A 25,980-nucleotide genomic window follows, 5' to 3' on the forward strand; every position below is an offset into this window, starting at 1 on the left:
TCAAATTACGATTCCTAACATTGTCGTAACCAATGGCTCAGCGCGAGTTGCTTTGTATTCGGTTGCGAATGCAGGTAACTGGGCGTACGTGGACGACTGGTCACTCATTAAGAACTAAGTTTCTCTAAGGTAAATAAACGTCTGATACAGCTGTTTAATTAGCCATGTATCAGGCGTTTTTCGTTGTAGTAGGGTGAAAATTGTCGTTAAATCGCGCCATATCAAAGCGTTTCGGAAATTAGTTTAGGAACTGAAATGAGTTTATTGCTTGGATTTGATATTGCTCGTATAGTGTTATTAGTCTTTAGCATTTATCCTAGGTAAAGTCTGTAAAAAAGTGGAATCGGACTCCTCTCAGATCTTTATGCTATATTATAATGACCATAACGGAATGGACAGGAGTTTACATATGAAAAATAACACTTATATCAAACGCATGATGTTTTCATATCTGCCCATATTATTCCTTACAATTAGTGTGCTTATATTTATATTCATTACAATTCTTAATGAATTAAATGTTCGTAACGCGATTCAAGCTAATAAAGTGACGACTGAGTATATTGGTAATATGATGGATAATACATTGAAAACGATTGATACAGATGCCAGGAAATTAATTGAGACGAATATGGACCTACAAGCTTTCCTGGACAGCCCTTCGGATCGTTTGTTGAACTATACGGCATCTAATCTACTAAGCGATATGATGGTTCAGCACAATCTCATTGATTCGGTTTATTTTTATCGTGTTAAAGATAAGCAAGTGCTGGATCAAAGTAAAATACGTCCTTTGGACGTATTTCCTGATCGCAGCGTTATTACAGAATTGTTAGAACAGCCATATCCATTGAATTGGTCTTCTCCGAGAGTTAAAAAGGGGAGCAATGAGGAGGATTTGGCTATAAAGGTCATAACTTTGGGTAGAAAAATTCCGATAAATACAGGCAGTCTCGGATATATAGTTATAAATGTAAAAGTCGACGCGCTATCCAAATTCATCGACGAGATGATTGACCGTAATTTGACCAATGCGCAGATTTTTGATGAACAGCACGTACCCTTTCTACTAGACGTTGCTTTTGCATCAAGTGATAAAGGGGTTCATGCTGAAGTTGTTTCAGATTATACGGGGTGGACTTATCAAACGGAGATCAAAGGTGGCAAGTTCTATAGCATTTTACTAAATGGCGGGGTATTTTGGATATTTGCGATACTATGCGCCATCTTACTTGCCATTGCCTCAACCTTCTATGTAACTCGTCGAAACTATAAACCGATTGAAGCGATTTTACATCGCATAGATCGATTTTCAACGACAATTAAGCCTGCTGATTTTAAAAATGATAAAAATGAATTTGCCTTTATTGATCAAGCCATTGAGCGGTTAATTACGAATAACATGGCTTTTCAGGAAAAACAGCAGGAAGATTCAACGATACGCAGGCAGCAATTTTTGCAAAGCTTACTAAACGGAGAATATGAAACAGAAAAGGAAATATGGGTACAGGAGCGTGAACATTATGCGCTTAAAGAGGGTACCCATTTCGTTGTAGCGATTCTAGAAATGGATCATTACGTACGATTTTGTTTAAAATATAATCAGAAGGATCAGTCTTTATTTAAGTTTGTCGTTAGTAGTGTTGTGGTAGAATTCGCCGAGCAGCATAAACAGCAAATTATGATCGAGTGGATTGCCAAAAATCGGCTTGTCATTCTCTATATGTCAGAGGAAGAACAAGACATTGAACATAATTTATTGAAATTAACAGAGCAAATCCGTTCATGGATCGCAGATCAGTTGGATTTTACAGTTACATTTGGTATAGGTACAGCTACAAATGCGGCCCTGGTGAGCCGTTCATTACAAGAAGCCACTCATGCCGTTAACCGTAAGGTTACACTCGGTATCAATCAAATTATTGATACTGTTGAAGTGCAAGAGGGATCATCAGGTGAATGGTTTTCCTATTTGCAATGGATTCAATCCGTTGTGCGTCAAGTTCGGCAAGCGGAATCTGGTTGGCAGGAGCATTTGGTGAATTTATTTCAGGAAATGCGAAGCCAACAGCTGCCCAAGGAAGATATTGATCGACTTCTGCATTATTTGATCTTTCAATTAGAGCGAGAATTAGAAGGTATCATGCCAGAGATAGGTAAGTACTGGAGTTCAAGTTTAAAACCTGAATTACTGCTTGCCATGGAACAGTCGGATACAATCGATCAGATTGAGACTAGTTATCGTCATGGGATTGAACAGATGGTCGGGCAATTGCTGGAACTTTCACAGAATCGAAGGCATCATGTGCTTATGAAAGAAATACGAAGTTTCGTCGCAGAGAACTTCACGGATCCGAATCTTTCTTTGACATTTTTGAGCGACCGCTTTCAAGTTAATTCCAAATATCTGAGCCAGTTGTTTAAAGAAGAAATTGGTGAGAATTTCAGTGATTTTTTAATCTCACTTCGGATGGAATACGCCAAACAGTTATTGACTGAGACGAAAGAGAATGTTCAAGATATTTCGGAGAAAACGGGCTATACCAGTTCCATCTCGTTTAGCCGGGTGTTTAAAAAATGGGTTGGTATGTCGCCAGGTCAGTATAGAGATTCGCAGCAATAAAACAGTGTAAAGTCCCTCCAAATTAGGTGGGATTTTTTTGTGACTTTAAGTGGATTAATCCTTTTTAGAAGCCTACGAACTAAATTCAGTTGATAAACCGGATTCCAGTAACGGGCTATGATTAGACGGGCAGCTTGCGTAAAACTTGTCGAATCAATGGTTTCGGAAATCTGTTTAATGATCAGAAATTAGTTTGTTGTGCCATTCGAGTTACTCCCCGTATAGTGTGGTTAATCACCTGAACCAGTAGGCTTAGGAACGGGGCCAGATGAGATAAGCTGCCTATGCAGAAGAAAAGAAGGGATGCACATGGACCAAATGACTACACAGAGTAAGCTGCCATCGTTGCCGGAGGCCGTGAGGCATCGAAAGGCAATGTGGTTTCGGAAGGATTTTCAGTTATATCTATTACTTGTCCTTCCCATTATTTATTTCATTGTTTTCAAATATGTACCCATGTATGGCGCGGCGATAGCGTTCCAGGATTACAGTATTTTTCAAGGCGTAACCGGAAGCAAATGGATCGGGTTCGATAACTTCCGCGAGCTGTTCGCCATGAGCCAATTTTATACGGTTGTGAGGAATACACTCGTGCTGAATTTCTTGGATTTGGTATTTTCTTTTCCAGCACCGATTATTCTCGCACTTTTGCTTCATGAGCTTAGGGTCATGTGGTATAAAAAATTGGCGCAGACAATTTTGTATCTGCCGCATTTTATCTCTTGGATCATTATTGGTGGTCTCGTCTATCAAATGTTTGCGACCAAAGGCGGACTCGTTAACAATATGCTTAACTTAGTGGGGATACCTGCAATCCCATTTTTAACGGAAAAAATGAATTGGGTACTTGTTTATCTTGGAACGGGCATTTGGCAAAGTGCTGGTTGGGGAACGATTATCTATTTGGCTGCATTAACCGGCATTAATAAGGAACTCTACGAAGCAGCAGATGTGGATGGGGCAGGTAGACTGAAGAAAATGTGGCATATTACCGTGCCAGGTATCCGACCCACCATTGTGGTGATGCTGATTATGCAGCTCGGGCATATTATGACGATTGGCTTCGAGCGTCCGTTCGTGATGAGCAATCCGCTGGTCATGGATTATGCGGAAGTGATCTCCACATTCGTATATAAGGCAGGTCTTCAATCGGCACAATTCTCGCTGGCGACAGCAATGGGCTTGTTCCAAGCTTTGGTCGGACTCATCTTTGTCGTGTTGGGGAATACGATCGCCAAGCGCTTCGGGGAACAAGGATTATGGTAGGGGGAAAGGGTATGACAACCAACGTACAACGAAAAACACAAGGCATTCGTATCACAGACGCCCTGATCATGCTATTTGTCGGACTCGTCTTGCTGATCTGTCTTCTGCCATTCTTGCACATCATCTCGATTTCGTTAAGCTCTAAGCATGCGGTACTCTCAGGCGAAGTTACGATATTTCCACGGGGACTGGACTTTCACGCATATGAAATTGTCTTCCAAGATACGAGAATGCTGAAGTCGATGGGGCTGACAATCCTACTCACAGCGACGTATACGGCAGCCAGTATGCTCATGAGCATTTGCGCGGCGTACCCCTTAACGAAGGAACGTTTGAAGGGAAGATCTGTGTTTATGCTTCTCATCATCTTTACGATGTTCTTTAGCGGCGGATTAATTCCCGAATATCTACTCGTGAAGCAGTTAGGTATGCTAGACAGTCTCACATCTTTAATCATTCCAGGCATGATTAGTGCTTTTAATTTGATTATCTTGCGGTCATTTTTCTCATCAGTACCAGCTAGCTTAGAGGAATCAGCGTATCTGGACGGCAGCTCCCATATCGGCACCTTAATCCGAGTTGTTTTGCCGCTTTCATTGCCAGCAATAGCGACCCTCAGTCTGTTCTATGCCGTTTCTAGATGGAATGGGTTTATGGATGCACTATTCTACATTACACATGCAGACCTATATCCGATACAGCTGAAGCTGTATCAGGTCGTTATGAACAGTATGGTAACGGATTTAACCGCAATGGAAGGTGCGTCGCAAATTGAAGTTATGCCAGAAGGAATTAAAGCGGCAAGTATCATGTTCGCAACGACGCCGATCTTGATTGTATATCCATGGGTTCAGCGGTATTTCGTCTCAGGCATTATGATTGGGGCGGTAAAGGGTTAATTGATGCAATATTGCATACGGTTGGTATCTCGGATTCATCGAGGTATAACATATGGGTAAATTACAAAAAGATGTGAAGGGGAGCTTTGAAAATGAACGCAAAGCAACGTAAGTGGTTTGGGGCTTCAACGACAGTTATCGTATTAGCAGGTTTGCTTTCAGCTTGTTCGAGTTCAACGAAGGAAGCTTCTCCTAGTACAACTACAGGAGCTGCTGCAACAACGGCGGTAAGTAAAGATCCCGTTACACTGAAAGTGGAGGTGTTCGACCGGGGGAATGCGCCAGCAGGTGCGGGTCCGGTCGACAACAACTTCTGGACACAGTGGATTCAGAAGAATTTCGGTGATCCGAACAATATTAAGTTGCAGTTCATTCCGGTTCCCCGCAACCAAGAGGTGGATAAGCTTAACATCCTCATGGCATCCGGCGATGCTCCAGATCTTGTGTTTACGTATGACACAACGACGATTAACAACTTTGTGAAAAGCGGCGGTTTGACAGATCTTAGTTCGTTGATCGATGCCAATGGACCCAATCTGAAGAAGTTTCTTGGCCAGGATGTTCTCTCCTACGGAATCTTCAGCGGCAAGCAATATGCGATCCCTGCAAAGAGACCTCTGCAATATACCCAGTCCTCCTATATTCGAAAGGACTGGTTGGATAAGCTAGGTATGCCGGTTCCGAAGACGACAGATGAATTCTACAAGACAATGAAAGCATTTAAGGAGAAAGATCCTGGCCAAACAGCCGGCAAAGTGATTCCTTACGACTTCAGTACAATGGATGGTACGGCGATAACAACACCAGTCGTATTAATCTCTACATTCATAAAAAAATTGTCAGAAGAAGATAACTATGCCTTGTCGACGTCAAACTTTATCCAAGAAATAACGAAACCGGGCTATAAAGAAGGCGTTCAGTTCTTGAATAAAATGAATCAAGAAGGCTTGATTAATCCGGACTTCGCGCTGGACAAGGACGGGAAATCGTTAGAAAAAGATGTTGCCAACGGCCTTGTAGGCGCCTTCACCGCGAATGCTGCTCATCCAAACTTAATAGGAAATGGCAACGTATTCGATACACTTAAAAAGAACATTCCAGGTGCCGAGTATGTCGCCATGGATCCATTTACGAACGAAGAGGGCAAATCAGTAAAAGCTATTTCTGATCCGATTGGTGCGTTTCTTATGATTCCTAAGGCGAGCAAGCATGCGGCGGAAGTGGTCAAATATTTAGATTGGATGTCGAAGCCAGACGTTCTGTTCACACTGCAGAATGGTATCGAAGGCCAGCACTATACGTTAGAGAATGGCTTCCCGAAAGCTATTACAACGGATGAATCGAAGAAAACATTCTATAATAACACCGATATTGCGATGGTGATTAACGGTAAAGATTTCGGATCCCAAGAAAAAAATATTGAAGCGATTTCTCTTGGGTTCCCGAACTATAAAGATCTAGCGAAACAAACGATCATAAACGGGCTTAAAGATGGGTATACAATCCCTCGTTTCGATCGTCCAATCGATTCCGAGATTAAATACGGAAAAGCGCTCAAGGATAAGGCAATTGAAACCGTCGTGAAAAGCATCATGGCGAAGCAGGATGATTTTGGAAAAACATATGATGCAGGTGTTCAAGAATATCTGAAAATTGGTGGTCAGACTGTAATCGATGAACGCAGAGCTGCTTACAAGGATATGAAAAAGAAATAAATGGTTTGACTAACCCCCATGCTATTTATGGGGGTTCTATATGTTAAAGAAAATTAAGAGCAGTGAATGAAAGGATGTCGACAAAAGTATGGAAAATCAGGTAATTGAACAATTAGTTTTAAAGGGGCAGGTACATATACAAATCCCTGAAATACAGTTTTCGTCGGTTGAACATGCCTTGAAGATGCTGGTTAGAGACTTCGAAACAGTGTTGGGAGCCAAACCAGAGCTAGTAACCGGAGCAGATGAAGAAGCGGAACTATGCATTCGAATTGCCCTAGAAAAAGACGACATTCCGAAACGTTCTGAGGCTTTTGGATTTCGTTTCCACTTGAACGGAAAGTTTCCCCGGATGGAGATCATAGGGCATGATGAATTGGGACTCGTTTATGGAATTCTAGCATTTAGTAAGAAATATTTAGGTATACAGCCATTCTGGTTTTGGACAGACCAGTCCATTGCGAAGCTCTCCGAAATCAAAATTCCATGTCATCATTATGACGCCCCAGCGCCTAAGGTTCGTTATCGCGGCTGGTTTGTTAATGACGAAGTGTGTTTAATCGGCTGGAAAGAGCCGTATCCACCATCAAGGGAAGTTTGGGAACCTGTTTTCGAAGCGCTGCTGCGCAGCGGTGGAAATATGGTTATTCCAGGTACAGACTTGCCAAGAGATGGTATCCACTACAAGCTTGCCGCAGAAATGGGGCTATGGGTGACGCATCATCATGCTGAGCCGTTAGGTGCAGAAATGTTCTTACGCGCTTTTCCAGGCAGAAATGCTAGCTATCAAGAAGCTCCCGAGTTGTTTGAAAGTTTGTGGGCGGAAGCGATTGAAGAGCAAAAAGATATGAAGGTTTTATGGGTACTTTCCTTCCGAGGTCAAGGAGACGCACCTTTTTGGCATAACGATCCTTCTTTCGATACGTCGGAAAAGCGCGGTTCAATGATAAGTAAGGTCATCCGAAAACAGTACGACATGATTGGAAGTGCCGTCCATAATCCAGTTTATTGCGTAGCGCTATATGGGGAGATCGCTGAATTGTATAAAGGCGGCTATGTGGAGCTGCCTGAAGATGTGATCAAAATATGGGCTGATAACGGTTATGGGAAAATGGTTTCCCGAAGACATAATAATCAGAATCTTCGCGTAGGTTCACTTCCTACAGCCAATGATAGAGGTAAAGATGGTTTATATTACCACGTGACGTTCCATGATTTACAAGCTTCCAACCATTTGACGATGTTCCCTGGTTCGTCTAATTTTCTAAAACAGGAGATCGAGACTGCATTTGCTGCTGGAGCTGATGATTATTTGCTAATCAATTGTGGAAATATCAGACCCCATGTCTATTCCCTAGACATTCTTCGTGAGCTATGGAGTGAGGGCTCAATTGACGTAAGTAAGCATGTTATAGATTTCGTAAGTGGCTATTATGCTAGTCACCATGAAGAGTTGAAGGAACTGTATCTCAGCTACACGGAAGCAGCTATTCAGTATGGGCCGCATGCTGATGACTTAGCTGGAGATGAATATTACCATCATCCTGCCAGACAAATTATCGGACATTGGTTGCAAGGAAAGAGTATGCAGCCAGATGCAAGATTGTTCTGGGCTGTGGGAGATGTTCCATTCAATCAGCAAGTGAAGAATTTCGAGGATTTATTAGAACAAGGAATGAATAAATGGGAAGCTTGGCTTCAAAGATGTGATGAAGTCCTGGCGAAATTAGTGCCTGACGACTTAAGAAGGGCAACAGATCAGCTGCGTTTCCATGGAGCTCTACATTTGTCCGGATGTGAAGGATTTTACTGGCTGTGTCGTTCATACAGGGAATATCATGAACAACATTACCCACAGGCCTTCGTATACGCATCCGAATCGATGTGGTCTTACAAAAAAGGGCTAGACATATTAAAAGATGCCGAGCATGGGAAGTGGGATCGTTTCTACCAAGCAGACTGGCTCACGAATATTAAAAGTACAATATATAATGTAGATACAGTAAGGCGGTTTCTGCGCATACACGGCGACAGTCCTGATTTTTTCTTGTGGTACAAGGAATTTTTGATGCCAGAGACGGAAAAACATATTTATTTGGAAAATACGCACCGGAACCCATTGTCAGATGATGAGCTGGCGCATCTTTTAAAGCCATATTTTTCATCGCAACTGGGATTATCGGATTGAGATGCAAGGGGAAAACAGATGAATAACACGTTAGAAAGTTTAAAACAACAATTTGTAGAACCACCCGAGGAATTCAGTCCGATTCCTTTCTGGTTTTGGAACGATGAGTTGTCACAAGAGGAGATTATAAGACAAATTCACGATTTCCATTCAAAGGAAGTGAACGGATTCGTCATTCATCCACGGATGGGACTTTCACATGAGACACCCTACTTGTCAGATGCTTATATGGAGCTGGTAGAGGTAGCCGTTTCAGAGGCTGCAAAACTGGGGATGTCGATTATTTTATATGATGAAGGGATGTATCCTTCAGGTTCTGCTTGCGGGAAAGTCGTTCAGCAAAATTCCGAATTTGCGAGCCGTGGATTAAGAATGGAAGAGCATCCTTGTGGGAGAGATGGTATAAGGATTTCGTTTGATCTTGCACAGGGCGAAGAGATGGTTTCGGTTCAAGCTGTTCTCAAGTTGTCAGACGATACAATTGCACATGAAAGAACGATAAACCTGGATTTTGATCAAGATGGTGTAAGTTTCAAGGAACCAGAAATAGGGAATTGGTCCGTATTGTTTTTCATCGAAACTTATTCGAAGGGAACCATTAGAGGTGTTCATCAAGGTCAAGATGATGGGGAGCCAGATTCACCCTTAGCTGCAGATCTATTAAATCCAAAAGCAGTTCAAGCTTTCATTTCACTTACACATGAAAAGTATTATGCGTGGCTCAGCAAATATTTCGGAAGTACAATTTTTGCATTTTTCACAGATGAGCCTGATTTACTTGGACGAGAACATAGACATGGCTTGAAGCCGTGGACGCATAGGTTTATAGACGAGTTTCTCGATTGTGGAAATCATGAACAGAATTTACCCGTGCTTTGGTTTGAGGCTGGAGAGGAAACAAGAAAAATTCGCAGTGCTTACGAAATGACGGTTCGGAATCGGTTGGCACGGACCTATTATAAACAACTCGCTGATTGGTGCGAAGGGCATAATATTGGATTGACCGGTCATCCGGCAGCAAGTGATGACATTGGTCTATTGGAGTATTTTCACATCCCGGGGCAAGACGTGGTATGGCGATACATAGCCCCAGAACAAGATAAAGCGCTGACTGGCGTGCATAGTACGATGGGGAAGTGCTCTGCCGATTCTGCACGCCATCGTAATAAAAGAAGAAATTTAAATGAATGTTTTGGCGTTTGCGGAAAAGAAAGCGGCTGGGCACTAAACGCAGATAATATAAAGTGGTATTTAGATTGGTTGTTCGTTAGAGGCGTTAATTTGATTTCTCCACACGCTTTCTACTATTCGATTCGGGATGAACGACGTGATGAAAGACCTCCAGATGTAGGTCCGAATAATATATGGTGGCCGGAGTACAGCAAGTTCTCACGTTATATGAAGAGAATGAGTTGGCTAATGACCGACAGTGTTAACACTGCAGAAGTCGCAGTGCTGGCACATGCAGATTATTTGCCATGGCAAATTGCTAAGCCTCTATATGAAAATCAAATTGAGTTCAATTACTTGGAAGAAGAGCTTCTAGATGGCTTAAGTCAGTTAGAAGATGGCGAAATTCGGATCTCAAAGCAGCGATATAAGGCATTACTGATTGAAAATGCAGAAAAAGTACAATCATCGAGCTGGACAAAGATTGAAGCATTTGTAAATCAAGGTGGTATTCTGATTGAGATATCTGCTGAGGAAGGCAAGAAAACGAAGGAAATCGGGCAGTTAAGTGTAAATAATGCCAATGAGATACCAGAATTGTTGATGAAATTGTTGGATAGTGCACCTTTACTTCAGCCTGCTTCATCATCCATTCGGATCAGTTGCGTTAAAAAAGAAGGTATAAACTTCTATGTCATTGTGAATGAAGGCGAAATATCATTTGAAGGGATGCTTCGTACAGAGTTAAAGGGTGGAACAGAGTTGTGGCAGCCTTGGACTGGAACAATGGAAAGGGCTCACGCTGAAACCTTTGCTGAAACATACCAGAACATTAACTTTACAATTGAACGCAGGGAATGTCTTATTATTGCGATTGATCCGAGCCAAGCGGGCTTAGGATTACATTCTTCAATTCAACGAAAACTAATGACGGAGATATTGAATATTTCGGAAAGTTGGCGTGTACAAGACGCAGTAGTAAGTTATGAGTTACCGGTCCTTCTCTCATGGACGGAATTAGAAGGTATGGAGCATTTTTCTGGAAAGATGACTTATGAGAAGCTCTTCGAGTTCACTGAATCTCTAGCTTATAAGGGGATAATGCTTGATCTCGGGAATGCACATGAAATGGTTCGTGTATGGATCAATGGAATAGAAATCGGAGTTCGTATGTGGAAACCGTATGTGTTCGATATTACGCAGGTCGTGAGACAAGGCTGGAACGAGATACGTGTAGAGGTGACTAATACGTTAGCCAATCGTTACGACGGTCAGTCGCTACCATCTGGTTTGATTGGCCCTGTAATTGTAAAAGGATTGTTACATATGAATTAACTTTGCTTTTGATAATACATTGCCGCATTTCGACATTTGATAAAATCAAGGGTTGCATAATTTAAAATCAAATAGGAGGAGCTTTCAATAATGCCTACATATACATTAGATGCTCGTGATGACCGAAAGCGAATTTACTCAGGACATATTCGGCAAGGAGGCGCTAACCCACAGGGGGAAGTCATAAGCTTTACAAATTATTATATGGAGCGCGATGGTAAGCCTTTTTTTGCGGTTTGTGGAGAGTTTCATTATTCCCGTTATGATGAGCTTCTATGGGAAGATGAGATTGTTAAAATGAAAATGGGTGGTATCAATGTAATTGCTACCTATGTATTTTGGAATATGCATGAGGAAATTCAGGGAGTATTTGAATGGAACGGTAATAAAAATTTAAATAAATTTGTGGAGCTGTGTGGCAAGCACGGACTTTACGTCATTGTAAGAATTGGTCCTTTCTGTCATGGAGAGGTGCGAAATGGTGGTATGCCGGATTGGTTGTTCGGTCGCCCATTCGAGGTGCGATCTAATGATGAGGGCTATTTGGCGTATGTGAAGGTGCTGTATCAAGAGATTAGCCTGCAGTTACAGGGCCTTCTGTACGCTCAAGGCGGGCCGATCATTGGTACACAAATTGAGAACGAACATAACCATTCTGCAGCGCAATGGGCGCTCACGACGGGCATTAGCAACTTATGGCTGAGCCAAGGGACAGGTGGCAAGGATCATATGATAAAACTGAAGGAACTTGCCGTTGAGGCGGGTATTGTGACGCCTATCTATACCTGCACAGCCTGGGGAGGAGCAACGACGCCAACGGAGGAGATGTTGCCATTATGGGGCGGTTATGCGTACTGGCCTTGGATTTATTACGAGCATGGTCGATTCGGAGAGATGAAGGATCACCCTCCTACACCCGAATATCTGTTCCGAGATAAACACAACAATGAGAAACAGAAAAGTTATAATTTTGAACCATTATACACGCCCGAAGATTACCCCTACATGTGCTGCGAAATGGGCGGAGGGATGACACCGTTCTATAAATATCGCTTCCAATTTGATTATGACAGTGTGCCGGCAATGACAGGAATGAAAGTCGCAGAAGGTTGCAATATGATCGGCTACTATATGTATCATGGGGGTTCGAATCCGAAGGGGAAGAGGGACTTATACCTGAATGATTTGGCAACGCCAAAGATCTCCTACGACTTCAATGCGATGATTGGGGAGTTCGGGCAAGTGCGGGAGTCCTATAGACGAACGAAGCTACAGCATTATTTCTATACGCAATACGAGGAATGGTTGTGTCGCACGAAGACGATTCTTCCAATGGGTGCCTCTGAAATAGAACCAACTGACATCAATACGCTCCGTTATGCGGTACGAGCAAGTGAGGGTTCGGGGCTGTTGTTCTTGAACAATTATCAGGATCATGTCGAGAACATCGATTTAGTGGATATTCAGGTAGATATTGAAATGGAAGCGGAGACCATTCGGTTCCCAGCAGAAGGCGGCCTACGGTTGAAGAAAGACAGCTATTGCATGCTACCCTATCAATTTGATCTTAGCGGCATTAAGTTGAAGTATGCAACAGCACAGTTGATTACGCATATCGAGGTAGATGGTGAGATCTACTACTTCTTCGCGATTCCAGATGGTATGCGAGGGGAATTCGCCATTCACTCCGAGTCACTACATAGTGAGATCAAACTTAATCAAGGTTCCGTCCGGCATACAGATGACGTAACCATTGTTACATTGGAAGAAGCGGATATGGTAGTGTTCAGTATGCAAGCGGAGGCATCTAGCGAAATCGTGCATGTAGTTGCCTTTTCGGATCAACAAAGTCTTAATTTCTGGAAGGCCAACTTACAAGGGCGTGAACGTGTGTTCTTGACGAGTACTAATTTACTAATTTATGAAGATCAAATTAAGCTTGAGTCGACAGATGAAACGGAAGTAACGCTCTGCATATTCCCTGATGTAGATGCTGTTCACATCATAAGCGGGGCAGAATTGGTAGGGCAAAGCATGCAAGAACTGTTCAAAGTGTATAAGTTTCACATTCCAAAAAAAGAAATTACGTTTGATTGCACCAAGGTAGGCCCGGATAAAGCAGAGCTTCGATTCGCATCAGATGCCTTTGGACAGGTGAAACAAGTACTGTTACGCATCACTTATACAGGAGATATTGGCTATGCTTTCATCGATGGAGATCTCATCAACGACAACTTCAGTAACGGATTACCATGGGAAATCGGCTTAAAGCAGTTAGAGGAGAGGCTAATTAAACAGGGCATGTATATTTATATTTCACCGATTCGAAAAGGTTCATTTGTAAATAGCCACACTACGATGGCGGGCTGGAGTGAACAGGCGACCGAACGTATAGCTGAAGTTCACTCGGTTCGTGCAGTGCCTGTATATGAGATTACAATCGGTACTCGTTAGAGGACTAAAATAATACCTCTCGAGACATCTGATCTCAGATTCTCAATGAAGAAATCAACCAATAAGTGTGGTGGCAAATTCATAATGGATTTGAATTTAGCAGCTAGTAATTGTGTAGGTCAAAATGAGGTAGACCTTATCATGTTTATGGGACAGTCGAATATGGCTGGTCGTGGGACGGCCGAGCAAGCACCTGCTGTAGCAGCTGGTACAACATATGAGTTCCGTGCCATCTCGGATCCGACACAGCTATATCCACTGTCAGAGCCGTTCGGTGAGAACGAGAATAACGCTTCAGGAATCACAGAGCCAGGCGCAAAAACAGGATCAATGGTGTCTTCTTTTGTTAACGCCTATTTTGGGGTTGTCGGCCGCAAGGTGGTTGCGGTATCCGCAGCAAAAGGCGGGTCATCTATTACGCTATGGCAGCCTGGAGGGGCTTATCTTAACGACGCTATTGCCCGATACAACACCGCTAAGAACTGGTTGACATCTAATGGATACACCATTAAAAACAAGTTCATGGTATGGTGCCAAGGTGAAACTGACGGTGATAACGCGATGACCGGGGCGAACTACGCCATACATATTAACGCTATGATAGATGCCATGATCACAACAGGCCTCGAAAAGTGTTATATCGTCCGAATCGGTAACCATCGGGACAACGCAACCTTATACGATTCAATTATCACCGTTCAAACTGAACTATGCAGAACACATAGTAATATGGTGCTGGTTTCTACGAAATTTGCGGCAATGGCTACAGCCGGGCTTATGAAAGATCAGTTCCATTATACGCAAGCTGGTTATAACGCCGTTGGAGCTGACGCGGGCATTAATACTGCTTTTCATATCATGACAAAGAAAGAGCCTTGCATGTATGACTTAGTGAGCGCAACAATGTATTTCTCATATAAGTGACATTGTTCCCAAATAGCCCAAGCCCCGAGTAACAGGTACTTTAGTTGATGTAGAAGCAGCCGCAGTCTAATACTTTATTTTCCAAGTCATAGAATGCGGCTGTAATACAGTAAGCAAAAAGATGTAATAGATTCTTGAGACTGCCCACATGTGCGGTCTTTTTATATGTTAACATTTCGCACAGCCCCAGCCTTTGCTGATCGATATGTTAAGATGCATTCCAAGCAAGTCTTCAGATTTGTTTCGACGAGCAATATGCGAAGCAACGGAGGCCTATTTGTCAGCGAGAATTGTTTGAATTAAACGTAAAATACAGTGAATATAAGGGTTTCGGAAAAAGGTTTATATCCTGAAATTAGTTTGTTGTAAATTCGGATGACGGCTATGTATAGTGTGATTACCACTTAAACCGTCGGTTAAGATAAATATTTTAGGAGGTGACAGCTTCAATCCCATTTGGAAGATATAGGAAGGGCGACTATTAAAGCTCTACCATTTCGGAACGTTGAGGTAAAGTTTTTGAAGTTTGTTTTCAAGTATTAATAACATTCAATATATCAATTCGTCATAATTGGAAGCGCTTGCAAATTTTAGGATTACTTTAGTTGCTAAAGGAGATGTATCGATGGTTAAAAAGATACTTTCATGTTTGCTCACAGTATTTATTTTGATTTCAATAGTATCTACGAGACCAGTTGCGACTGCATATGCACAGGAAGTTGATACAGGTGGTGAGAATTTAGGTTTCGAATCTAATTTTAATGGATGGAACGTAAACGGTAATGTTACGGTTCAAGCTACTGATGGCATAAATGGGAACTATGCTCTAATGAAATCCGGTTCAACTTTAAGCAAAACAATCAAAGGGATTCCCCAGGGCAGCTACACAGTAAGCATGTCGGTAAAAGGTGCGACTAGTGGCAATTCCGCCAATTTAACAATTAAAGATACAGGGGGCCCTGATTCGGTACTTAAAATTGACTCATTTCTTGATACAAGTACTTGGAGGGAAATTGCTCATAGAAATGTGCTGGTCTATAACGGACAAATGACCATAAATGTAAATGCGGGAACGTCAAGCGGACTACAGATTGATGAGGTTACAATAACGCTTGACTCCAACGATAACAATCCGGTGCTGAATTGGAATTTTGAAGAAGGCCTTCAAAACTGGGTCACCAAAGGTCAAGTTAGTATTGACACAGCTAAGGCAGACACAGGCGTGAATGCAGTCAAGCTGGCCGATCATTCTGAAGTTAGTCAAAAAGTGTCTGTAAAACCTGATACAGATTATATAGCTACAGTTCGCATGAAAGTAGATAAACAAGACACGTATAAAACAACCAAACAGTACAATCTAAGTGAAACATCTGTGCTGGGTCTATTTGTTGAAAGGGAAATATTGGGGAACCGTGTTAATCTTGGTGTTAGGGGATTAGATGGGGTTGTACTGCGTCAAGCACCTGCCAGTACAGAAGGGTACGCACTGGTCACTATCGCGTTTCACACCGGTGTGAGTCAAACAGAAGTCGAATTATATGCAAATACGATATTTGACCAAAACTATATCAATTCTGTCACCGTGCATGAGAATAAAGATACTAATAATCCCTATCCCAATGGATGGCAAAGACCCAAACATGAAGAAATAGACAACACTCACCCGGCAGACGAATGGACTTCAAATGGCAGCCAGTTTGCATATGTTGATAATCTAAATGTGTTCGAAATATCCAATGATTACATTAAGGGCGCTGACATGTCATTTCTTCAGGCAACTGAGGATGCTGGAGGCAAATATTTTGCAAATGGTGTGCAGCAGGATGCACTGAGAATCCTATCTAACCATGGTGTGAATTCAATACTGACTATGTTATGGGTGAAGTCCGGAAATCCAATTTATGATTGGTATTCTTTAACGCCTTTATCCACAGCCACGTCGGGTTATGATGGAGAAACGGTTACCGGACGACAAACGATCCCAGGATATTTTGATAAAAAACATAGTATTGCGATTGGCAAACGCGCTAATGAATTAAACATGACATATACGCCTAGTTTCCACTATAGCGACACATGGATTAGTGCGGCCAAGGCACATATGCCGTTTGAATGGATTCAAAAAGATTACAATGGTAATCTGTCAAATCCCGATATTCAGATGTTGGAAACTGCCGTTTATAATTATGTACATGATACCCTTTCAGAGATGAAATCTGAAGGTGTCAGTGTTATATCTGTAAAGAATGGAAATGAGCAAGATGGCGGACTTGTATTCCCAGTAGCATTAGGTTCGAATTATAATCAGCATGCTGCAATTATAACCGCTTCTTCACGAGCAGTTAAAGAAATTTATCCTGGTGCAATCAACACCATACACACAAATACTGGATACGATCCTGCACAAATCTCAGGCTTTTTCCAAGCATTTGCAAATCGCGGAGCTGAATTTGACGGGATGGCTTTTTCACTCTATGGGGGACGAGAAACCACGAGTCAATTTGTCATGATGAATGCCGCCATGCAAAATAATGCGACAAAGTACTATGACTATATCAATGTAGAAACAGGATTCACATTTACGACTTCTTCTCTAATTGGTGATACTGAGAGTACCTTGACGTTGCCGAAATATTATGGTGCTACTCCAAATGGACAGTACAATTTCTTACTAGATTATATGCAGGCTCCACTTGATATACCGAATCCTTATGGCACAACAAGAGGGTTTTACTATTGGAATACAGAGGTGTTAGCCATCTACGGAGCAGGCGCTAAAGCAGGAGAAGGTCCAGGAGCCAGCAAACGTGGGATGTTTAATAATGGAACAGAAAGTATTAAGGAAATGGGTAGCACTCGAATCGGTAAATCGGGTGACATGATGGATAGTATGTATGCTTACCTAATCAGAGGGCATTCAAAGAAAGCATCGGATACTCTTTATAATCCACTGCGATATAACGGAACAAATTACGATGTAGGCGAAGCTACCAACCTATCTTTTCTAAATGACAACTTGTCCCTAAATGTGGGTAAGGTCAGTCGTTTACAGCCTACAATCGCACCAATGGATAAATTACTCACAGAATATAAGATTCGTTACAGTTCTAGTAATCCCGGTGTAGCTGAAGTATCAGATGCTGGTTTTGTTACAGGCAGATCTGCAGGAATGGCTGTAATCACTGCAAAAATAGGAAATGTTACAACAACCGTAAATGTGACAGTTAGTGATGCAGTTACAACTAGCGGGATGACGATCACCTATGACCTCATTAGAGGTGGAAGTAGTGTTGGTACAGGGACAATAGCACAAGGAAGTACAATTCAAGCCAAACCCTTTGATAAGATAAAATTTAAAAGTGCTGTTTCGGGTAGCCCTACCAAGAAGTCAGTTGTATATTCGGTATCGGATCCCGCTATTGCATGGTGGTACGGAGATACGTGGCAAACCGATGACAGGACAATGCTTACACTTTCTGATAAACTTTCAACTGCTAATTATGAACCTGTTGTACAGCTAAATCCTATTAGAGGTGGAACGGCTACGATTACTGCTGCATCAGATGATGGAGCAAGCAGTGTGAACTTCAATGTAATTGTAACTCAATCAGATGTTACCCAAGTATCAATTAGTGGAGGAGATCGTTCTGTTCTCGCCGGCAAAAGCTTACAGCTAACGGCTGCTGTAATACCCAATGATGCATCATTTTACAAAGTGTATTGGAGCAGTGATGACGAAAGTATCGCGAAAGTGGATTCAACTGGATTCGTTACTGCCATTAAACCTGGCATCACAACCATAAAAATTGTTTCTGATTCAAATCCTGCAATAACGGCTTCTATAACTCTTACTGTAACTGACGTGCTAGTTGAAAAACTGCTGCTCTCCAACAGCAAAATAGGACTTCCTGTGGGAGGCACCAAGCCACTCGTCTATTTAGCGCAGCCAGATAACGCAGTGAATAAAGCTGTTATATGGAGTGTGAAGCCAGATAGTGAGGGCATTATATCTGTAGATCAGCATGGTGTAGTGACGGGGCTACAAGCTGGTATCGGAACTGTTATTGTTACTTCGGCTGATGGTAGTCATGTGACTGCAGAATGTATTGTAAAAGTCGTGGAAGGGTCAATAGCTGCAACTAGTATGGAGTTGTCAAAAAATGAGGTATGGGTTAATTCTAATTATTTCTCTCCCGATTCTGCAGCTAAGGGAGACAGTAAGCCTGTTACTAAGCTGGAAGCCATATTTGCACCAGAGGAAGCCACAAATACAGGTGTAGTCTGGTCTTCAAATAATAATGCAGTCGCATCTGTTGATACAAATGGGATCGTCACAGCAAATAAACCAGGTGTAGCAGTGATTACAGCTACTTCTATAGAAGGTGACTTTACGGATAGTGCGACAATCTATGTACCCCAAATCAGTGAGGATTGGGAAAACTACAGCATAGGTTCCAAAGGTGGATTTACAGACGGTAACACGTTTACGTATCAAGTTGTCGACGCATCTGGCAATAAAAAACTTCAGGCTGCTGTATTAAGTCAAAGAGGCAGCGCGACTTCTCTAAACCGTAGAACAGTCACTCCTGTAAGTGACGACAAAGTGGTTGTTGATTTTGACTGGAATGTAGGTTCTTTTACAGCTGATAACCGTTACAGAGGCGGACATATTTCAATTGAAGATACAAACGGAAATACGTATTTGGCATTAGCCACATACCCGGCAGCCTTTGGGACCTTTCCTGAAATGACGTATTACTATAATAAAACTTATGATTCAACGGCAATGCCCACAAAGGATGGTACCGTAAATGGAAATTTCAACTACATCCACGGTGGCTTTACTGGGACTAATGGGGCTGTCGGGAGTTATGCAGATACTAAAGATGTGGGGATAGGCTTTAAAGGAGCTAACAAAAATTATAGTGTAAGAGTAAATCTGGATTTTAAAAACAGAAAGATCAGCTTTACAGTGACAGATAAGAGTAACCCTAGCATCACATCCACAGTAACAGATTTAGCAATGGATTCTAGGATTAGTTATTCAAACAGCTTTGGAGCAATCGCATTTTCACATTATTTCAACTCTCTTGCATCATGGACGACTACGATTGATAATTTGGCAGTGTTTACTACAAAAATTCAACCGGAAAAGATTAATTACGATGTGGAAGGCATTAATGTGAACGCGAGTCAAGGTATTAAACTGGTACCGGTAAAGGATGCTCTGAGTGCTACTGCGAAAATTAATGCTCGTGTGCTTCCAGCAACTGCCGATCAGAATATTGTATTTACACCGTTGGGTGAATTAGCGGGGAATGTTACTGTTGATACAAATGGAAATTTAATAATAAATCCAACTTTAATGGTCAACTATGGTAATTATGAATCTATTCAGAGTGCTACCGGCTTCATTCGAGTTTCCTCCGTTAGTGCGCCTGACATATACACAGATGTTAAGGTTACAATAGGTAGCCCAAATGCATCTGAAATTCTTCAAGTATATGTTGACGGTGAGGAGTATTCCGATCCATTAACACTGGAATTGGATGGAAATCCCAAGCTAACTTATGTTGCCTCTGGTGGGGATGGGGTTTCAGATATATACGCGTATAATTGGCAGGTTACTTCAGGTAATGGTCAAATTGATGCCAATGGTGTTTTATCCGCACAAACAGCTGGAAAAGTTACTGTCAAATTCACGATTGATCTATTCCGAAAACAAGAAGAGCGTACATTAGAATTTATCTTTGCACAGGTCGTCTCTGTCCCATCGGCTCCTGCAGACCTAAGTGCAATGGCGAAGGGCATGAATAGCATCGAGATAAGCTGGAGTGAGGCCAATGGAGCTGTGAGTTACAATGTATATCGTTCAGCTACTGCTGATGGGATCTATACCAAGTTGAATAGTGTTCCTCGAACAGGAACGATATATACCGATTCAGGTCTGACCGCAGATTCAATCTATTATTATAAGGTGTCTTCGGTTAACACAGCAGGTGAATCTGATAGGTCGTCAGTAGTGTCTGCGAGGACATTACCGCTGCCGCCAGTGGTTGTTGGTGTAATAGGTGTTAGTGTAGCGCCGACAATGGTGACTCTGCAAGAAGGGGAAACTTCCCAGTTAACAGCTTCACTATCGCCGCAGAATGCAACCAATAAAGCTGTGAACTGGAGTTCTAGCAACACAAACGTAGCGGAGGTAAGTACCAGCGGTGTCATAACTGCGAAGCAAGTGGGTACGACGGTTGTAACAGTTACTACCGTTGACGGATCTTACACCTCAACTGCTCAAGTAACCGTAAATGCAACACCTCCTGTAACGACGACTTCATATCGATTAACAGGGCCGAGTTCCATACAGACAGGAGATTCCTTCGAGCTTACTTACGGACTGGCGAATGTCGTCGGTAACGTATATGCCAAGTCGGTTACAGTCAACTACAATCCGAATGTACTTGAGTACGTAAATGTGAGTTCCTTGCTTAATGGCTTTAATGTGGTGGGAAGCACGACTGGTTTGGGCACAGTAAAAATTATCGAGGCTAGTACGGGTTCAACAAGTGCAGTTACTGGCACGTTGGATTTACTCACACTTACATTTCGGGCATTGAACCAGTCGGTTACTACCAATGTCTATATGAACGGCATCGTCTTAGGTGATCAGTTTGGTAACGAGATGACGGTGAGTAGCGGTAGCGGACATACGTTTAACATCGTTGCACCAGCTCCAGTGAACAAGGCAGATTTGACGACGATCATGGCTGATGCTGCTAATACCGTCGCAAATGCCAAGGTTTTGAATCCAGCGGCACCTCGTTTTGGTTATTATTCACAGAGCGCTATTGATGCACTTAACGCCGCAATCGCGACAGCCAAAGTGGTATTTGATCAAAGTAATGCCACTCAGACTCAGGTTGATCAGGCAGAAGATGCACTGTCTCAGGCACTGGCAGGATTTCGCGCTTTGGCCAGTCAGACTGCTGGAGTAGGTGATGTGGCATTAATTTCAGCGAATTATCATGCAACCAGCAGCTCGTCAAATTGGCAATTGCTCCAAAAATATGATTTGAATCAAGACGGAACACTGGATTTATTTGACCTTGTCTCCATGGCACAACGAATATTGAACTAACAACATTTAACGGATGGGAGAAGATAGATGTATCTCCCTTCCGTAGCCTACTTTGGGGGATCCAATATGAAACGTTATCTTCTAGTGATTTGTCTTGTTTTCTTGTTGTTGGCATCCATGCTACCAGTCTCGTATGCAGAACAAGTATCCAATACATTTGAATTGCAATCATCCTCTGGTAATGTCCAATCCGGAGAAAATATTACGATTACCGTTAAGGGTAAGTCGCTCGCAGATGTCTATGGTGCTGAGATGGAACTTGCTTATGATAGTACAAAGCTACAGTATACAGGTTATTCTAGCACATTAAGTGGAGAGGCCTTTGTTAGAGAGCCTGAAACACTGGACAATAAGATTAGTCTTGTATTTACACTTACAGGGCGCAGAGCAGGTCTAAACGGAGATAAGGATATTTTTACAATTACGTTCAAAGCCGTTGGAAATGGCAATGCATCCGTAAGCTTGTTATCATTGTCCTTACTGAACAGTCAACCACAACCGCAGACTTTAGCAGGAGTGGCTGGCGGAGAAGTTAAGATAATTGTAACCCCTACAAGCCCTAGCACGAGTCCAAGTCCAAGCCCAAGCCCAAGCCCGAATTCCAATTTGAATGTTATTACGCTTGAAGCGGAACCTACGGACAAGGGGATTATTTCTGTCGGTGTTACGGCCAATGAACTCCTTAAAGCATTCGAACAGTCGAAGAAGGAGTCAGTACTCATTCAAGTCACTTCGAAGCCTGATACCAGCGAAGTGCAGGTTAGCCTACCGGCTGCCGAATGGATCCAATCAACCTCTCGATCAGGCCATGCAGACACGATAAAAATTCAAACAGACATGGCGACGATAACCTTGGGTACTAAGGTACTTAAAAATGCTCAGGTTACCGAAAGTTCTAATCTTCTCTTCACTGTAGCCAGAGTAGATCCTGCAACGCTTTCATCGGAAGTGAGGCAAAAAACAGGCTCACAAACAGTCTATGATTTTAATTTGATGCTGGATGGAAAACGATTGACTCACCTAAATGGAGGGGTTCAGGTTGAAATTCCTTATATACTTAGTCCAAGTGAGAATCCGAATCAAGTCGTAATCTACTTCCTTGGAGACGATGGCAAATTAGAGGTTGTACGGAATGCCAAATATAATGCGTCAACAAACATGGTTACGTTTAAACCGAATCATTTTAGCAAATATGTGGCGTACCATTCCATGGTGTCTTTCAAAGATATGGACGGATATGGATGGGCTAGTGAAGGTGTCCTTGGCCTAGCTGCTCGTGAAATTATTGATGGCAGAAGCGAAGAATACTATGTACCGGAAGGTAAGGTGACAAGAGCGGAGTTTGTAAAACTCCTAGTCCAGCTTTTCGGCCTAGAAGATATGACAGCTACTGCTGCTTTTTCGGATGTCGCATCGGATGCTTGGTATTACAGATCCATTGCCTCTGCCCAGAAAGCAGGTTTAGTACAAGGTAAGGATAATGGATCTTTTGGGGTAAACGACGCGATTAGTCGTGAAGATATGGCTGTGCTTATCTTCCGTATTTCCAACATGTCTGGAATAAGTGGCTTACCTTCAATTTCGAACAATACAATAACTAGATTTCATGATTTGGATAGTGTATCCGCCTATGCGCGAGATGCTGTCTCCGTATTACAACAATCAGGTCTAATGAACGGAACGACCGAGGGTTATTTTAATCCCAAGAACGCGTCTACTAGAGCACAAGCTGCAACTGTCGTATATAGATTGTTTCAAAGCTTGAACTGAATTCAGGAAATATGACTAGCAATTTGGATCTGTTGCTTATCGTTCAATAATTGTTAGCGACCTCAGTCTTAAGCTTCAATAGACTGAGGCTGTTTTTATTTCTTTTGCAGCAATTTCGAAGAAGTTAAGTTTGATATTCGAGCCTTTCATGTGAAAACAATTATCAGCATTGTCGTTGATGTGTTAATGATTGTTGCAATTTACCGTATCAACACACGGGTCAGTAGGTTGCAAAGCAATCTGGAACTTTAATGCCTATTTCTGAAATTGGTTAATCGAGCAGATATCAGTTTATTGCGTCCAAACGTCTCAGATCGGATAGTGATAATACAATCTTTTGTATTAAAAAAGTTGCAAACAGGGTGAACCAAACATTAAAACCAATACTTATAACGCAACAAAGTTCCGAAAAATTAGAAAGCGAAAGCTGTTGTATCAAGGGTTTCGGAAATCTGTTTAATGATCGGAATTTAGTTTGTTGTGCAATTAAAAGCTTTCCCCGTATAGTGTGGTTAATCACCTGAACTGATAGGCTTAGGGACGGGGCCAAATTGGATAGGTCGCCTAAGTATAAGAAAAGAAAAGAAAAGAAAAGAAAAGAAAAGAAAAGTAGGGATGCACATGGACCAAACTACTACACAGAGTAAGCTGCAATCGTTGCCAGTGGCCGTGAGGCGTCGAAAGGCAAAGTGGTTTCGGAAGGATTTTCAGTTATATCTATTACTTGTCCTTCCCATTATTTATTTCATCGTTTTCAAATATGTGCCCATGTATGGCGCGGCGATAGCGTTCCAGGATTACAGTATTTTTCAAGGCGTAACCGGAAGCAAATGGATCGGGTTCGATAACTTCCGCGAGCTGTTCGCCATGAGCCAATTTTATACGGTTGTGAGGAATACACTCGTGCTGAATTTCTTGGATTTGGTATTTTCTTTTCCAGCACCGATTATTCTCGCACTTTTGCTTCATGAACTTAGGGTCATGTGGTATAAAAAAATGGCGCAGACAATTTTGTATCTGCCGCATTTTATCTCATGGATCATTATTGGTGGTCTCGTCTATCAAATGTTTGCCACCAAAGGCGGACTCGTTAACAATATGCTCAACTTAGTGGGGATACCAGCAATCCCATTTTTAACGGAAAAAATGAATTGGGTACTTGTTTATCTTGGAACTGGCATTTGGCAAAGTGCTGGTTGGGGAACGATTATTTATTTGGCTGCATTAACCGGCATTAATAAGGAGCTCTACGAAGCAGCAGATGTGGATGGGGCGGGTAGACTGAAGAAAATGTGGCATATTACGGTGCCAGGCATCCGACCCACCATTGTAGTGATGCTGATTATGCAGCTCGGGCATATTATGACAATCGGCTTCGAGCGTCCGTTCGTGATGAGCAATCCGCTGGTCATGGATTATGCGGAAGTAATCTCCACATTTGTGTATAAAGCAGGGCTTCAATCAGCACAATTCTCGCTGGCGACGGCGATGGGCTTGTTCCAAGCTTTGGTCGGACTCATCTTTGTCGTGTTGGGGAATACGATCGCCAAGCGCTTCGGGGAACAAGGATTATGGTAGGGGGAAAGGGTATGACAACCAACGTACAACGAAAAACACCAGGCATTCGTATCACAGACGCCCTGATCATGCTATTTGTCGGACTCGTCTTGCTGATCTGTCTTCTGCCATTCTTGCACATCATCTCGATTTCGTTAAGCTCTAAGCATGCGGTACTCTCAGGCGAAGTTACGATATTTCCACGGGGACTGGACTTTCACGCATATGAAATTGTCTTCCAAGATACGAGAATGCTGAAGTCGATGGGGCTGACAATCCTACTCACAGCGACGTATACGGCAGCCAGTATGCTCATGAGCATTTGCGCGGCGTACCCCTTAACGAAGGAACGTTTGAAGGGAAGATCTGTGTTTATGCTTCTCATCATCTTTACGATGTTCTTTAGCGGCGGATTAATTCCCGAATATCTACTCGTGAAGCAGTTAGGTATGCTAGACAGTCTTACATCGTTAATTATACCAGGTATGATTAGTGCTTTTAATTTGATTATCTTGCGATCATTTTTTTCATCAGTACCTGCTAGCCTAGAGGAGTCAGCGTATCTGGATGGCAGCTCTCATATCGGCACCTTAATCCGTGTTGTTCTGCCGCTTTCATTGCCAGCAATAGCGACCCTCAGTCTGTTCTATGCCGTTTCTAGATGGAATGGGTTTATGGATGCACTATTCTACATTACACACGCAGACCTATATCCGATACAGCTGAAGCTGTATCAGGTCGTTATGAACAGTATGGTAACGGATTTAACCGCAATGGAAGGTGCGTCGCAAATTGAAGTTATGCCAGAAGGAATTAAAGCGGCAAGTATCATGTTCGCAACGACGCCGATCTTGATTGTATATCCATGGGTTCAGCGGTATTTCGTCTCAGGCATTATGATTGGGGCGGTAAAGGGTTAATTGATGCAATATTGCACACGGTTG

At 42.4% G+C, this 25,980-nt stretch carries 12 protein-coding genes; all 12 read left to right on the top strand.

Going from position 1 to position 25,980, the window contains the following annotated elements; translation table 11 throughout:
• Positions 1-409: 409 nt before the first annotated feature.
• The 12 genes from ACSQ8P_RS08335 (at position 410) to ACSQ8P_RS08390 (ending at position 25,956) form a co-directional block, all read left to right on the top strand.
• Complete coding sequence (locus tag ACSQ8P_RS08335) at positions 410-2,623, top strand: helix-turn-helix domain-containing protein (protein WP_436234753.1); 2,214 nt, start codon at positions 410-412, stop codon at positions 2,621-2,623.
• Between the two features lie 318 nt (positions 2,624-2,941).
• Complete coding sequence (locus ACSQ8P_RS08340) at positions 2,942-3,889, top strand: ABC transporter permease (RefSeq protein ID WP_436239480.1); 948 nt, start codon at positions 2,942-2,944, stop codon at positions 3,887-3,889.
• Between the two features lie 11 nt (positions 3,890-3,900).
• Positions 3,901-4,788 carry a carbohydrate ABC transporter permease gene (locus tag ACSQ8P_RS08345; RefSeq protein ID WP_436234754.1) on the top strand — a complete coding sequence of 296 codons (888 nt, stop codon included), beginning with the start codon at positions 3,901-3,903 and terminating at the stop codon, positions 4,786-4,788.
• A gap of 92 nt (positions 4,789-4,880) precedes the next feature.
• The gene (locus ACSQ8P_RS08350; RefSeq protein WP_436234755.1) at positions 4,881-6,503 is read left to right on the top strand and encodes an extracellular solute-binding protein; all 1,623 of its coding nucleotides are present in this window, start codon (positions 4,881-4,883) and stop codon (positions 6,501-6,503) included.
• A gap of 88 nt (positions 6,504-6,591) precedes the next feature.
• Positions 6,592-8,691: a glycosyl hydrolase 115 family protein gene (locus ACSQ8P_RS08355; RefSeq protein WP_436234756.1), complete on the top strand. Its 2,100-nt coding sequence runs from the start codon at positions 6,592-6,594 to the stop codon at positions 8,689-8,691.
• Positions 8,692-8,709: 18 nt separating this feature from the next.
• The gene (locus tag ACSQ8P_RS08360) at positions 8,710-11,196 is read left to right on the top strand and encodes a glycosylhydrolase-like jelly roll fold domain-containing protein (protein WP_436234757.1); all 2,487 of its coding nucleotides are present in this window, start codon (positions 8,710-8,712) and stop codon (positions 11,194-11,196) included.
• Positions 11,197-11,286: 90 nt separating this feature from the next.
• Positions 11,287-13,650, top strand: coding sequence for a beta-galactosidase (locus tag ACSQ8P_RS08365; RefSeq protein WP_436234758.1), 2,364 nt, complete (start codon positions 11,287-11,289; stop codon positions 13,648-13,650).
• Between the two features lie 84 nt (positions 13,651-13,734).
• Positions 13,735-14,574, top strand: a complete 840-nt coding sequence (locus ACSQ8P_RS08370) for a sialate O-acetylesterase (protein ID WP_436234759.1) — start codon at positions 13,735-13,737, stop codon at positions 14,572-14,574.
• Between the two features lie 649 nt (positions 14,575-15,223).
• Positions 15,224-21,709 (top strand): Ig-like domain-containing protein, encoded by a 6,486-nt coding sequence (locus ACSQ8P_RS08375; RefSeq protein ID WP_436234760.1) that lies wholly within the window; start codon positions 15,224-15,226, stop codon positions 21,707-21,709.
• A gap of 66 nt (positions 21,710-21,775) precedes the next feature.
• Positions 21,776-23,479, top strand: a complete 1,704-nt coding sequence (locus ACSQ8P_RS08380; RefSeq protein ID WP_436234761.1) for an S-layer homology domain-containing protein — start codon at positions 21,776-21,778, stop codon at positions 23,477-23,479.
• A 621-nt stretch (positions 23,480-24,100) separates the two neighbouring features.
• Positions 24,101-25,057 carry an ABC transporter permease gene (locus tag ACSQ8P_RS08385; RefSeq protein WP_436234762.1) on the top strand — a complete coding sequence of 319 codons (957 nt, stop codon included), beginning with the start codon at positions 24,101-24,103 and terminating at the stop codon, positions 25,055-25,057.
• A gap of 11 nt (positions 25,058-25,068) precedes the next feature.
• Complete coding sequence (locus ACSQ8P_RS08390; protein ID WP_436234763.1) at positions 25,069-25,956, top strand: carbohydrate ABC transporter permease; 888 nt, start codon at positions 25,069-25,071, stop codon at positions 25,954-25,956.
• Positions 25,957-25,980 lie beyond the last annotated feature (24 nt).

Source organism: Paenibacillus sp. LjRoot153, assembly GCF_964253085.1.
Taxonomy (GTDB): Bacteria; Bacillota; Bacilli; order Paenibacillales; family NBRC-103111; genus Paenibacillus_E.

What these genes read in the sequence shown, in the direction of transcription:
- ACSQ8P_RS08335 (WP_436234753.1), top strand. Translation starts at nt 410, where the DNA reads ATGAAAAATAACACTTATATCAAACGCATGATGTTTTCATATCTGCCC.
- ACSQ8P_RS08340 (WP_436239480.1), top strand. Translation starts at nt 2,942, where the DNA reads ATGACTACACAGAGTAAGCTGCCATCGTTGCCGGAGGCCGTGAGGCAT.
- ACSQ8P_RS08345 (WP_436234754.1), top strand. Translation starts at nt 3,901, where the DNA reads ATGACAACCAACGTACAACGAAAAACACAAGGCATTCGTATCACAGAC.
- ACSQ8P_RS08350 (WP_436234755.1), top strand. Translation starts at nt 4,881, where the DNA reads ATGAACGCAAAGCAACGTAAGTGGTTTGGGGCTTCAACGACAGTTATC.
- ACSQ8P_RS08355 (WP_436234756.1), top strand. Translation starts at nt 6,592, where the DNA reads ATGGAAAATCAGGTAATTGAACAATTAGTTTTAAAGGGGCAGGTACAT.
- ACSQ8P_RS08360 (WP_436234757.1), top strand. Translation starts at nt 8,710, where the DNA reads ATGAATAACACGTTAGAAAGTTTAAAACAACAATTTGTAGAACCACCC.
- ACSQ8P_RS08365 (WP_436234758.1), top strand. Translation starts at nt 11,287, where the DNA reads ATGCCTACATATACATTAGATGCTCGTGATGACCGAAAGCGAATTTAC.
- ACSQ8P_RS08370 (WP_436234759.1), top strand. Translation starts at nt 13,735, where the DNA reads ATGGATTTGAATTTAGCAGCTAGTAATTGTGTAGGTCAAAATGAGGTA.
- ACSQ8P_RS08380 (WP_436234761.1), top strand. Translation starts at nt 21,776, where the DNA reads ATGAAACGTTATCTTCTAGTGATTTGTCTTGTTTTCTTGTTGTTGGCA.
- ACSQ8P_RS08385 (WP_436234762.1), top strand. Translation starts at nt 24,101, where the DNA reads ATGGACCAAACTACTACACAGAGTAAGCTGCAATCGTTGCCAGTGGCC.
- ACSQ8P_RS08390 (WP_436234763.1), top strand. Translation starts at nt 25,069, where the DNA reads ATGACAACCAACGTACAACGAAAAACACCAGGCATTCGTATCACAGAC.